This window comes from Echinimonas agarilytica (assembly GCF_023703465.1).
Classification (GTDB): domain Bacteria; phylum Pseudomonadota; class Gammaproteobacteria; order Enterobacterales; family Neiellaceae; genus Echinimonas; species Echinimonas agarilytica.
The window spans coordinates 239085-251582 of record NZ_JAMQGP010000007.1 but is presented as its reverse complement, the minus strand read 5'-3'; the positions used below and the strand labels follow the sequence as shown (position 1 = coordinate 251582).

At 46.8% G+C, this 12498-nt stretch carries 10 protein-coding genes and 2 tRNA genes; 7 read left to right on the top strand and 5 right to left on the bottom strand.

The window, feature by feature from the left end:
* Positions 1-23: 23 nt before the first annotated feature.
* Positions 24-1295: a lipid IV(A) 3-deoxy-D-manno-octulosonic acid transferase gene (gene waaA / locus NAF29_RS14235; RefSeq protein ID WP_251262289.1), complete on the bottom strand. Its 1272-nt coding sequence runs from the start codon at positions 1293-1295 to the stop codon at positions 24-26.
* Between the two features lie 99 nt (positions 1296-1394).
* Here waaA and NAF29_RS14230 point away from each other — a divergent pair, with 99 nt between their 5' ends.
* Entirely contained in the window at positions 1395-2444 is a 1050-nt protein-coding gene (locus tag NAF29_RS14230; RefSeq protein ID WP_251262288.1) for a glycosyltransferase family 9 protein, read from the top strand.
* A complete protein-coding gene (locus tag NAF29_RS14225; RefSeq protein WP_251262287.1) occupies positions 2425-3507 on the top strand; it encodes a glycosyltransferase family 4 protein in 1083 nt (360 codons plus the stop codon). The genes NAF29_RS14230 and NAF29_RS14225 overlap by 20 nt, the downstream gene beginning before the upstream one ends.
* A gap of 115 nt (positions 3508-3622) precedes the next feature.
* On the opposite strand, the gene NAF29_RS14220 is transcribed toward NAF29_RS14225, so the two are convergent.
* Both NAF29_RS14220 and NAF29_RS14215 read right to left on the bottom strand, forming a co-directional pair.
* Positions 3623-3699 (bottom strand) — tRNA-Asn (locus tag NAF29_RS14220).
* A gap of 46 nt (positions 3700-3745) precedes the next feature.
* A tRNA-Asn gene (locus tag NAF29_RS14215) sits at positions 3746-3822 on the bottom strand.
* 406 nt (positions 3823-4228) lie between these two features.
* Between NAF29_RS14215 and NAF29_RS14210 the strand changes: the two genes are divergently transcribed.
* From NAF29_RS14210 to NAF29_RS14195, 4 genes are all read left to right on the top strand, one after another.
* On the top strand, positions 4229-5905 hold the full coding sequence (locus NAF29_RS14210) for an alanine/glycine:cation symporter family protein (protein ID WP_251262286.1): 1677 nt from the start codon (positions 4229-4231) through the stop codon (positions 5903-5905).
* A 90-nt stretch (positions 5906-5995) separates the two neighbouring features.
* Positions 5996-6325: a hypothetical protein gene (locus tag NAF29_RS14205; RefSeq protein WP_251262285.1), complete on the top strand. Its 330-nt coding sequence runs from the start codon at positions 5996-5998 to the stop codon at positions 6323-6325.
* A 4-nt stretch (positions 6326-6329) separates the two neighbouring features.
* Positions 6330-6617, top strand: a complete 288-nt coding sequence (locus NAF29_RS14200; RefSeq protein WP_251262284.1) for a YeaC family protein — start codon at positions 6330-6332, stop codon at positions 6615-6617.
* A gap of 152 nt (positions 6618-6769) precedes the next feature.
* Positions 6770-7159, top strand: coding sequence for a GFA family protein (locus NAF29_RS14195; protein WP_251262283.1), 390 nt, complete (start codon positions 6770-6772; stop codon positions 7157-7159).
* A 27-nt stretch (positions 7160-7186) separates the two neighbouring features.
* Here the strand turns inward: NAF29_RS14195 and ansA are convergent, their stop codons facing one another.
* Together ansA and sppA are read right to left on the bottom strand one after the other, a co-directional pair.
* A complete protein-coding gene (gene ansA / locus NAF29_RS14190) occupies positions 7187-8197 on the bottom strand; it encodes an asparaginase (protein ID WP_251262282.1) in 1011 nt (336 codons plus the stop codon).
* 77 nt (positions 8198-8274) lie between these two features.
* Positions 8275-10116 carry a signal peptide peptidase SppA gene (gene sppA, locus NAF29_RS14185; protein WP_251262281.1) on the bottom strand — a complete coding sequence of 614 codons (1842 nt, stop codon included), beginning with the start codon at positions 10114-10116 and terminating at the stop codon, positions 8275-8277.
* 197 nt (positions 10117-10313) lie between these two features.
* Here sppA and NAF29_RS14180 point away from each other — a divergent pair, with 197 nt between their 5' ends.
* Positions 10314-12347, top strand: a complete 2034-nt coding sequence (locus tag NAF29_RS14180; protein ID WP_251262280.1) for an oxidoreductase — start codon at positions 10314-10316, stop codon at positions 12345-12347.
* Positions 12348-12498 lie beyond the last annotated feature (151 nt).

Genomic DNA, 12498 nt, shown 5'->3' with positions numbered 1-12498 from the left:
AGGGTTAGCAACAATAAAAGACTCTAATTGTGAGCCCGCACGTAGCCTAAAATCACGTTAAGCGTGTGAACTTTAGCGCCCTGATGTTGTTTCACGATTTGCAATGCGCGTTCGACTTGGTTTTGGCGCTGCTCTTGAGACTGTAGTAACGACGTGACCGTTGTTGCGATTTGTTGTGCCGAATCCGCCCAGCACACAGCATTGTGTTGATCCAACATGTCGTACACCACGCTAAAGTTAAACACATGAGGTCCACTGACGACCGGGCGCTCAAGAATGGCAGGCTCTAAAGGGTTGTGGCCTCCACGTGCAACTAAACTGCCGCCTACAAATGCCACATCCGAAGCTTTGTACATCACCAGCAATTCTCCCATGGTGTCGCCTATCAGAACATCAATATCTGCATCGGCAGCGTTTTGGCTCTGTCGCCCGGTATTGAAACGAGCTTTTGCTAACTCACTCACGTCATTAAATCGTTCAGGGTGACGCGGTACTAAGATCATGACTGCGTTTGGAATGCTTTGCTTAATCAGGGTATGGGCTTCGAGCAATATTTCGTCTTCACCTGCATGAGTGCTTCCGGCGATCCAAACGGGGCGTTCTTGGCCTAAAGCGTTGCGCAGTGATTGAGCGTCGGCTTGCAAAGTTTCTGGTAAATCCATATCGAATTTTAAATTGCCCGTGTATTCGAGCTGAGTTTGTGATGCGCCGAGTGTTTTAAATTGGGCCAGTGTTTCGTGAGTTTGGCAGCAAATTTTGTCAATAGGGTCGATCAATAACTGGCGTACTTTGGGCAGTTTTCGGTAGCGCCGAGCCGAACGTTCAGATAGGCGAGCATTCATGATCATCACAGGGCATTGATGACGTTTTGCACTGCGAATCATATTTGGCCAAAGTTCGGTTTCCATGACGACACTGACGCAAGCAGGAATACGCCGATAAAAACGATTCATTGCGGTAGGGGAGTCGTAGGGCAAATAGCTATGACTCACTCGGTCGCCTAAGCGTTTGGTAATTTCTCTAGAGCCAGTCAATGTGGTGCAGGTGACGTGCAGATGCATGTCAGGATGTTCGTTCAGACATTGGTTAATCAGTGGCAATGAAGCGAGTGTTTCGCCCACCGAAACCAGATGAAAATGTACGATCGTTTGTGCTTTGGTGACAGGGACGACAAAGCCCAGTCGCTCAGCGATACGTTGGCGGTGGCCTGAGTCAATGCGAGAGCGCCATAATTGGCGAACAAGAAGAATAGGAATGACAAAATATATCAATAATGAGTAAACAATACGGAGCATTTTAATGGTCGTTTTTGAGCTGAGCATAGCGAATGTTGAAAACGGATCGTATCATACACCAATCGTTAGCTCATTCTTGTCTGGACATTCAAACCCTTTATGGAGCGAATACTTATCGTAAGGCTGAGTGCAATTGGTGATGTCATTATGGCATCTGGTATTGTACCTGCGCTTAAAAGCCGCTATCCCGATGCTCATATCGCGTGGCTAGCGGAGCCTGCTGCACAGCAAATCCTGAAAGAAACAAACGGCATTGATCAAATCATAAGTTGGCCTCGTCATGACTGGCAAGCGTTATGGAAAGCCCGCCAATATAGAAAATTGTGGCGAGCTATACGTGAATTTCGTGAACAGTTGCATCAAATGAATTTTGATATTGCTGTGGATGTTCAAGGCCTTCTCAAAAGTAGCTTTTTGGCCTGGCTCAGTGGGGCACCGAAACGCTATGGTTTTAAATCGAAAGAAAAGTCTCATTGGTTCTTAACGGATGCCATTAATAAGTCTCGAACAGACCCCCGTATCAGCTCTGAATATCGTCAAATGGCGAAATACCTAGGAGCTGATCCTGAGGCGTTTTTCAGGATGACCATTGGTTATCACGGTTCAACCTTGGGCAGCGCCAAGCACAAGCTACAGCAATTGGGGGTAACGGGTGATTATGCGGTGATGTTGCCGTTTACCACACGACCTCAAAAACATTGGTTTGACGAACATTGGCACGATTTTGTCACACAGCATTACCAACGCTATGGCGTTCCTCTGGTGATGTTGGGCGGGCCTGCCGATGAAGCGCATGCACAAAAAATCATGGCGCATAGCAATGGCGAAATCGTCAACTTAGTGGGGCAAACGAGTCTGGTTGAAACGGCTGCAATTATCGAGCATGCCCAGTGTGGAGTAGGTGTAGATACCGGCCTGACTCATCTGTGTATTGCGATGGAAACTCCCGTAGTGGCAATTTTTGGTTCAACCCGTCCATACATTGATACCGGGTGGGCAGGTGCATCGGTGATTTACCACGATCTAGAATGTTCCCCATGCCGACGTCGTCCAACGTGCGATGGTGCATTTACCTGTCTTCGCGGCATTAATGCAGATGAAGTCATGACTGAATTGGAGAAAGTTCTTCATGCGCATACTGCACGTTGAAGCCGGCCGCCATCTTTACGGTGGCGCTCAGCAAGTATTTTATATACTACAGGCGCTGAAAGACTCGCCCCATGAACATTTTTTAGCATGCCCTCCGAATAGTGATATTGAACGAGAAGCTGCAAACGTTGCACAGGTATTGCCGTGTGTGATGAAAGGCGATTTAGATATCGGTCTTGTGTCTCGGCTGGTGCGCTTGATCCGCCGGCATGATATTGAATTGATTCATGTGCACTCTCGTCGCGGTGCTGATATGTGGGGCCTTATTGCCGCAAAACGAACGGGGATTCCCGCTGTCGTTTCGAGACGTGTTGATAACACCGAGCCTCATTGGTTCGCGCGTAGGAAGTATCATGGCTTTCGTAAAGTCATCACTATTTCCGAAGGCATTCGTCAAGTTCTGATCCGAGAGGGTGTAGAGCCCGAACATATTCAAACCATACGCAGCGCTGTAGATACTCAGCGTTTTGAGCCAAATAAAGCGGCTCGTCAGCAGCTGAACTCGACATTTGGCTTGACCGAACAGCATTTGGTGTTAGGGGTGATCGCGCAACTAATCGAGCGTAAGGGCCATGCAGTGTTGTTAGATGCGCTTCCCGATATCATTCAACAACATCCAAATGTTCGTGTCGTGATTTTCGGCAAAGGACCATTGGCCGATGAGCTAACCCACAGGATTGAACAAGATGGCTTGAGCGAACACGTTCAAATGGCCGGTTTTAGAACAGACATGGACCAACTGGTACCCGGGCTGGATATAGTGGTACATCCCGCATTTAAAGAAGGCTTGGGCGTGAGCTTATTGCAAGCAAGTGCATGTGCAGTGCCTATTGTTGCGGGGAACGCGGGTGGCATTCCTGAAGCGGTAAGGCATGAAATCAATGGACTACTGGTTACGCCGGGTAGTGTTGATGAGCTCAAGAGCGCACTGCTGAGGTTGTTGGGATCAAACGAATTGAGGCATCTATACGGTGAACAGGGACGGCAGTTGATGCTGGACGAATTTAGTATTGATGTCATGGCAAAGGCGAATGAAGCGCTTTACCAGACGCTATTGAAATAGCAAAACCTACACAATCGAGATGACTTTGTCGATGAAGCCGATCGGCAAGGTTTTGAGTGAGATTCATTGTGAACCAGATACAAAAAAGCCTCGCGATTGCGAGGCTTAATTGATTTGGCTCCCCAGGTTGGATTCGAACCAACGACACATGGATTAACAGTCCACCGCTCTAACCAACTGAGCTACAAGGGAATAACTGGTTACTCTCGCTGTTTAATTAACAGCCAAAGTTTAAATTTGGCTCCCCTGGTTGGATTCGAACCAACGACACATGGATTAACAGTCCACCGCTCTAACCAACTGAGCTACAGGGGAATTGCGTTTCGCTTGGTTAACTGCGAAAGCGGGGCGAATATTAAGGGCATGTCTGTTGCCTGTCAACACCCTTTGTGACGATTTTATTCTCTTCGAGCAAAACTTATTCAATCGCTGTGTTATTTATCACCGAACGCGCGGTTTTTAACCAAATTATAACGTCTGCCTTTTCACTTTCCCCGAATCTGTGTAACGTTGGTATCGACAGTCATTCCGGTTCATCAAAAAATTTGTAGTGCGGCGCGCTAAGCGAACAAAAATCAGCGTATGACTGATATCGCTCTATTCCTCGTTTGAATTTTCCTGTCTCAGGCTTTTTCTTCTATGGTGTGAATAGCAACGATGGACTGACACTTAAACTACAAACACCCTTCAGGGTCATCATTGAGAAAAAGGAGTATTCCATTTGGATACCTTACGAGAATGGATTTTAGCGCTTGATAGTGTGCTGGGTTCCGCCGTGTACTTTCCATATTTGCTGCTTGGAACCGGCTTATTTTTCACCCTCTATTTAGGCTTCCCCCAAATCAGATATTTTGCACACGCATGGAAGGTGGTTCGGGGCAAAGGTAAATTTGATCACAGTAAAGAGCCAGGAGACACATCGCATTTTCAAGCGCTGGCCACTGCACTTTCGGGCACGGTAGGCACGGGTAATATTGGTGGTGTTGCGTTTGCTATCTTCTTGGGTGGGCCAGCGGCGTTATTTTGGATGTGGATGACCGCATTTTTCGGCATGACCACTAAGTTCGTTGAAGTTACCTTGTCACATAAGTACCGCGTAAAAACAACCGACGGTACCATGGCGGGTGGCCCAATGTACTTTATGGATCGCCGGCTGAATATGAAATGGCTGGCGATTATTTTTGCTATCGCGACTGTGATCAGCTCATTTGGCACCGGTAGCTTGCCGCAGGTGAATAACATTGCACAAGGCATGCAAGCGACGTTTGGCCTTGATCCAATGTTGACCGGTGGGGTATTGGCTGTCCTGTTGGCCCTAGTGATTTTAGGCGGTATTAAACGCATTGCGGCGGTCACCTCACGCATTGTGCCGCTCATGGCCGTGATTTACGTGGTGGGCGCTTTAACTGTAATTGCCTACAACATTGAAAATCTTGTGCCTTCATTTGTCTCTGTATTTCGTGATGCCTTTACCGGCTCAGCCGCTGTGGGTGGCTTCTTAGGCGCTTCATTTGCATATGCGTTTAACCGTGGTGTGAATCGTGGTTTATTTTCCAACGAAGCCGGTCAAGGCTCAGCTCCAATCGCGCACGCATCTGCCAAAAGTAATGAACCCGTGTCAGAAGGCATGGTGTCGATTCTCGAGCCCTTTATTGACACCATTATCATTTGTACATTGACGGGCATGGTGATTTTGTCATCGGGGGTTTGGAACCAAAAGCATCAAAATACCTTTGAGCGTTCAGATATGACTTACTTGTCGGGTATTTATGATGACACTGATCAAGCTGACCGAGGCCAGTTAGGCGCATTCCTAAATGCTCAAAATAACGAAGTAGAGCCATTTAACGGCACATTGAGCGTCAAAGATGGCAAAGTCATTGGTGGTGAGTTTACGTTGCTTGCAGCGCGCTCTGTGGCTGAAAATACGGTATACAAAGCTGGGGGCACGGTTTTCAATGGCCAATTGTTCGTTGAGGACGGTAAACTTAAAAATCCTAAAATAGACGGCGAAGTGGTGCGCATCGCTGTGAGTGGAGAATCGCTTGTGCATTCAGCTCGGCTTACCACTATTGCATTTAGTCAGGGTTATTTAGGTGATTCCGGCAAGTACATTGTTTCGATTGGCCTGTTGTTGTTTGCATTTTCCACCGCCATTGCTTGGTCATACTATGGCGACCGCGCGATGATTTACTTAGTTGGCGTCAGAGGCGTAATGCCTTATCGAGTGATTTACGTGGCGGGATTCTTTTGGGCCTCGTTTGCAGATACCAGTTTAATTTGGGATTTAGCTGCAGTGGCCATCGTACTCATGACACTTCCTAACTTATTTGGTTTGCTGATGCTCAGTAAAGAGATGAAGCAATCGGTGAAAGATTATTGGAAGAAAATGGAATAGTTGTTCATTAAAATCACGACTTATTGATTGAAACTCACTCACAGGGGCCGCTATTATGGCTCCTGTTTTTGTTTTAGGAACGCTTTATCGATGGCCTTAGTTGATTGCATCTCTTGTTCTAAAAAAATTTCTAGTAAAGCCACAGAATGCCCTCATTGCGATGCGAACTTAAATGATTTAAGTGAAGCGCAATTGGAAGCGCGACGTGATATCGCTGTGATTAAACGTCAGCAGCGTTTGATGACCCAATCCTTTGTTGCCATGCTGGTGTTTTGCACAGGCGTATTGATGTACTTTTTAGGCGATGCAAAAACGTACCCCTGGATGCCGCTGGCAGGGCAAGTGATCGGTACAGTTGGTTTAGTGTGGTATTTAGCACTGCGCTGTTTCATGGTGGTTCAAAAGGTGCGGAGTAGATAACTCAATGAATTTAGAGCAATTAATATCGGGTATGACACCTGAAATATACGAAAAGCTAAAGTCAGCCGTAGAGCTTGGTAAATGGGCAGATGGCACTGCTTTAACAGCCTCTCAAAAAGAGCATAGCCTGCAAGCTGTGATTGCGTATCAAGCCATGCACATGGAGCAAACCGATCATATGACGGTGGCAGCAGGCGGAGAGCTAAATGTAAAAAGCAAAAAAGTGCTTAAAACTCAATTTTCCGATTCTCCCATGGACGATGAGGAAGATATCGCTCGATTCAAACCTTAGTGATAATTCGAGTCATCAGCTTCTATGAAAGGTCTCATGGTGAGGCCTTTTTTGTGCGCTCAATATTCAGTACGATAAACAGATTAAGATTGAAAACGTTTCTCTTACTGACTTAGCTGTCATGATCGCCGTTCATGCTTGAGGGTAAAACAATGCATCGAGGTTCGTGTTTATGCGGCGCAATTTCGTTTGAAGTTGAGGGCGACTTGGGAATGGCAGATGCCTGCCATTGTCAGCAATGTCGCAAATGGACAGGGCACTTTTTAGCGAGTGTGGATGTACCGCGCAAGATGGTCACTATCAATGGTCAAGCAGACTTAAATTGGTATCATTCGTCCGGCAAAGTACGGCGCGGGTTCTGTGCTAAGTGTGGCTCCTCTATATTCTTCGATCCCACTGATCAGCAAAAGCACAATTGGCTTGCGATTGCGTTGGGCGCGTTCGATACAACCACTCAAATTCAGTTACACAAGCATATTTTTGTGGCCGAGAAGGGCGACTACTATAGCATCGCAGATGGGCTTCCCCAGAATCCGTATTGAACTCCCTGAGCTTCAGTTTGTAAATGGCTAAAGGGTTAGCTCGCCGCGTAGGTTTTGCTGTATGGACTGTTTAATAACACTTGGCTCGAGGTTTTGACTGAGTAAAAAGTGCAGCTTAGTGAGCACTGCTTCAATGGTCATATCCATGCCCGAAACAGCGCCGGTCTCGGCAATTTTATTACCGGTGGCATACCCTGCCATATTCACACGCCCTTTGAGGCATTGAGTGGCATTAACCACTACAATCCCTTGTTCGTCGGCTTCTTTGAATACATTCAATAGCGCACCACTGCTGGGGCCATTGCCAACGCCATAGCTTTGCATAATGATGGCTTTCACTGGCTGCCGAATAATATTGTTGACCAGCTCAGGCATGATACCCGGATATAGGCGTATCAAGCCAATAGGCTGTGGCGTTATGGTTTGCACATTGAGTGGTTCTTGCCCAGTATGATGACTAATTAAGCCTGCATTCACGCGAATATCAATACCAACATCAATCAGCGATGGGTAGTTGGGTGATGCAAACGCATCAAAACCATCAGCATTAACTTTACTGCTTCGATTTCCCCTGAATAATTGATTGTTGAAGAATAAGCACACCTCAGCAACAGGGTAGTTTGCCGCAAGGTATAACGAGTTGAGCAGGTTGATTTGACCATCAGAGCGGAGCTCTGCAAGTGGTATTTGTGAGCCTGTGACGATCACCGGTTTGGTTAAATTGGTAAGCATGAATGACAACGCAGCCGCAGTAAATGCCATGGTGTCGGTGCCATGAAGTACCACAAAACCATCGAACCTGTCGTAGTTGGCTTGAACGTCATCTGCGATGCGCTGCCAGTCGGTCGGTGCCATATCTGAGGAGTCGATAAGGTCATCATACTCGTGAATCTCAAACAGTGGCATCTCATCGCGGTGAAACTCGGGCATGGCCGCGAGGCTTTCAACCAAATGACCTGGAGTTGGCACATAACCGCCGGATGAACGACGCATGCCAATGGTTCCACCTGTGTATGCAACATAAATTGATTTACGCATGCTTCAATCCCTTCACCATAAAAAAAGCCCGGAAGTCCGGACTTTTTTATCACTCGAATGTTTATGACCTGTGATTATTATAATTCACACTGCAAACACAATGCGTAGGCATGCATTGGATCGCTTACTCGTGTAACGAACTCAAAACGCTGTTCGACTTGGCCGAGTAGATTTCGAACCATAGAGTGATTGGACGTCGATACCGTTTCAGGTATGACACTCGCACTTGCACTAAAGAGAGCTTGTATGAATTTTTCACGCTCAGTTAATGGCTTTTCAACAACTTGAGTATCGTAATCACTGAGGCCTGCTAGCTCAGCGGCATCTGAAATTGCCGCATTCAAGTCCCCGAACTCATCCACTAAGCCAAGCTCTTTGGCGCGCAGGCCGCTCCAAACTCTGCCTTGAGCGACGTTATCAACTTCTTCGAAGGTCATTTCTCGATGGTCGGCAACTAACGAAAGGAATTTGCGATAGCCATGTTCGATGTTTTGCTGAATGAGATTTTCAAAGGTTGGCGGCAGGGCGCGTGTTACACCTACGCCGGCCAGTGGCGTGGTGCCAACACCGTCAGCGTGTACGCCAATATAATCAAGGCTATTCTCAAACGTGGTGATCATACCGAATATACCAATGGAGCCAGTTATCGTTGCGGGCGACGCATATATTTTGTCGGTTGGTGCTGCAATCCAATAACCGCCAGATGCGGCAATACTGCTCATCGATGCGATGACGGGTTTGCCTGCCTTCCGCAATTCGTCGATTTCAGCACGGATAATATCGGATGCAAATGCACTACCGCCTGGACTATCGATTCGCAGTACTACTGCTTTGATTTGATCGTTGTTTCGAGCTTGGCGCAGGAGCCTTGCGGTGCTGTCACCACCAATTTGCCCAGTGGGTTGATTGCCATTTCGTATTTGTCCTTTGGCAACAACAATGCCCACTAAGTCTTGGTCTTCATCAATATTGTTATTTTGTTTCGAGACGGCTAAATACTGGTCAAAATTGATTTGTTTAAAGGTATGGTGTTCTTCATCGTATCCCACCAAATCCGTGAGCACTGTACGAACGGTTTGGCGGTCAGCCAATTCGTCGATGAGCCCAGTCTCTAGCGCCACTGCTGCAATATTACCGTTCTGCTCTTTCATCAACTCCGTGATGTTGATGATGTTATGACGTAATTCTTGCTTGTCGAGACCGCGCTGTTTGGCGATGTCGGTGAGGTAGATTTCCCATAAATCGCCGAGGAATTGCTGATTGGCTTCTTTTGCTGCAGGTGACATGTCATCACGAATAAAAGGTTCTACTGCGGATTTATAAGTCCCCACTCGGAACACATGGGTGCTGACTTTTAGTTTCTCGAGCATCGACTTAAAGTACAGTGGGTAAGATGCATAACCTTCCAATACCAACATGCCGTTCGGGTTCATCATGATGGTGTCAGCGTGGGTTGCTAAATAGTATTGGTCTTGGCTATACCAGTCGCCGATGGCTATGACAGGTTTATTGGCTTCTTTGAATGACTCAATGGCGGAACCAATTTCTCTCATCTTAGATAAGCCGCTCGACATCATTGAACTGACATCAATGACCAACGCTTTGACGCGTTTATCATGCTTGGCGTTATCAATGACGTGAATAATGTCATACAGAAGTACTTCGGGGTCTTCTTCTTGGCCACCGAGCATTTGTGTCATCACTTCTGAAAACGGGTCGGAAGGGCGAAGTTGCTCAACAACGCGACCATTTATCGAAAGCATGAGAGCGCCTTCTTCGATACTCGGTTCGCCTTCTTGATTGCTCATTGCAGCAATGATGCTGATGAGAATTACGATAAAGATAAGGTTTAATACAACTTTCCGTGTTGTATTTAATACGTGCCAAAGGCCGCGTACCATTCGTCCAAGTGTTTTCATAAATGACGCCATATTGCTTAGATGAGTCGAATTTTACTAATCGTTCTTATAACAGCACTTTAACTAAGCCGGTGCGAGTCAGCCAGTTTTAGTTGTAAATAAATGTAAGCTGGCGCACAGCTTTTGCATTCCTCTATTTTTGTTCTGGTAAGACCAGTGTTAGTCTTGATTTAAATGATTGGACAGAAGAAGCCTCTATGACGACACCTTACCCACACTTACTTGCACCTTTGGATCTTGGTTTTACAACACTCAAAAACCGAGTGCTGATGGGATCTATGCATACAGGTTTAGAAGAAGAGAAAGGTGGCTTTGATAAGCTTGCTGAATTCTACAGAGCGCGCGCGAAGGGCGGCGTAGGCCTTATTGTAACGGGCGGTATATCTCCGAATATTCGAGGCCGTTTGGCCCCATTCGGTTGTCAGCTTAGCTATCCTTGGCAAGTTGGAAAGCATCGTAAAGTGACGCGAGCGGTACATGAAGAAGGCGGCAAAATTTGTTTGCAAATACTTCACGCTGGGCGCTACGGCTACCATCCTCTGAACGTTTCTGCCAGTGCAATGAAAGCACCGATCTCCCCATTTAAACCGAAAGCATTGTCCAACAGTGGTATCAAAAGAACCATTCGCGCATTTGCCAATACTGCGAAGTTATCGCAAAAAGCGGGCTACGACGGCATAGAAATTATGGGGTCGGAAGGGTATTTGATTAACCAGTTTTTGTGCGTCCGCAGTAATAAACGCACTGATGATTGGGGCGGTTCATTCAAAAACCGAATGCGCTTAGCACTAGAGATTGTCAGAGCAACACGTCAGAAAGTGGGGACTGATTTTATTATCATTTTCCGCCTAAGCATGTTGGATTTGGTAGAAAAGGGATCGAGTTGGGAAGAAGTCATAGAACTAGCGAAAAGGCTTGAACAAGAAGGTGTCAGCATCATCAATACGGGAATTGGATGGCATGAAGCGCGTGTGCCAACCATTGCCACCAGCGTGCCCAGAGGTGCCTTTAGCTGGGTGACTGCCAAACTCAAACCTCATGTGAATATTCCCTTGGTCACCACCAATCGCATTAATGATCCGCAAGTGGGTGAAGATATTTTATCGTCAGGAAAAGCAGACATGGTGTCGATGGCACGACCGATGTTAGCCGATGCCGAATTTGTAAACAAAGCCGCACGAGACGAATCACATTTAATTAATACCTGCATTGCCTGTAATCAAGCATGTCTAGATCATGTATTTAAGGGTAAACGTGCTTCTTGTTTGGTGAACCCGCTGGCATGCTTTGAAACCGAATTAATGATGAAGCCTACTCAGAACGCCAAAGCCATAGGCGTGATTGGTGCGGGTCCTTCGGGGTTGGCGTTTGCATGTTATGCCGCAGAGCGGGGGCACAAAGTCACATTAATTGACCAAGCTGCCGAAATTGGAGGGCAATTTAATATTGCCAAGCAGATCCCCGGCAAAGAGGAGTTTTATGAAACACTTCGTTACTTCAATCATCGTTTGAAACAATTAGGAGTCACCGTTGAGCTTGGTCAACGCCAGTCTTTAGTATCCATTTCAGGGCGAGGGTTTGATGAAGTGGTGGTGGCTACAGGAATAAAACCCCGTACGCCGCCGATCCAAGGTGTAGAGCACTCAAAAGTTCTTAGTTATCTCGATGTGATTCGAGATAAGAAGCCGGTTGGGCAGAAAGTTGCCATTATTGGCGCGGGCGGAATTGGTTTCGATGTAGCCGAATACCTTGTCCAGCATGGTGAGTCCCGCTCGCAAAATGTAGAAGCATGGCTGAACGAGTGGAACATTGACCCCAACATTACCAATGCTGGTGGTTTGTCTGGTCCGCACGATAGTGCCGTTAAAGCCGCTCGCCAAGTGACATTGCTGCAACGTAAAACGTCCAAGGTGGGCGCAAACTTGGGTAAAACCACGGGATGGATTCACCGCACATCATTGAAAAAACATGGTGTGAAAATGGTTGCCGGGGCGCAGTATGTCAAAATTGATGATCTCGGGCTTCATATTCAAGTGGACGATGGCGAGCAAGTCATCGAGTGCGATCACGTGGTGATTTGTGCAGGGCAAGAATCAGATCGATGTCTGTTCGATGAGCTTGAGCGTTCTTTGCAAGCAAATGTACACCTGATTGGTGGCGCGTTTGTTGCCTCAGAATTAGATGCCAAACGAGCAATTCGTCAGGGCGCGGAGCTGGCGGCCAAAATTTAACACCTTAAATATCCAAGATTGCCTTCGCTCTTCGGTACTCTCGTTTATCGGAGGGCTTGTTCCTTTCCTTTTATTGTTGCTTGTCAGTAATGGATATAGCCAATTCATTGTTAGAATTTTATTTGGGTTGTTGAATTGTGAAAATTTACGA

Bases quoted from the DNA above. Each gene is read 5' to 3' on its own strand.
- waaA (WP_251262289.1), bottom strand. From the start codon at position 1,295: ATGCTCCGTATTGTTTACTCATTATTGATATATTTTGTCATTCCTATT.
- NAF29_RS14230 (WP_251262288.1), top strand. From the start codon at position 1,395: ATGGAGCGAATACTTATCGTAAGGCTGAGTGCAATTGGTGATGTCATT.
- NAF29_RS14225 (WP_251262287.1), top strand. From the start codon at position 2,425: ATGCGCATACTGCACGTTGAAGCCGGCCGCCATCTTTACGGTGGCGCT.
- NAF29_RS14205 (WP_251262285.1), top strand. From the start codon at position 5,996: ATGGCCTTAGTTGATTGCATCTCTTGTTCTAAAAAAATTTCTAGTAAA.
- NAF29_RS14200 (WP_251262284.1), top strand. From the start codon at position 6,330: ATGAATTTAGAGCAATTAATATCGGGTATGACACCTGAAATATACGAA.
- NAF29_RS14195 (WP_251262283.1), top strand. From the start codon at position 6,770: ATGCATCGAGGTTCGTGTTTATGCGGCGCAATTTCGTTTGAAGTTGAG.
- ansA (WP_251262282.1), bottom strand. From the start codon at position 8,197: ATGCGTAAATCAATTTATGTTGCATACACAGGTGGAACCATTGGCATG.
- sppA (WP_251262281.1), bottom strand. From the start codon at position 10,116: ATGAAAACACTTGGACGAATGGTACGCGGCCTTTGGCACGTATTAAAT.
- NAF29_RS14180 (WP_251262280.1), top strand. From the start codon at position 10,314: ATGACGACACCTTACCCACACTTACTTGCACCTTTGGATCTTGGTTTT.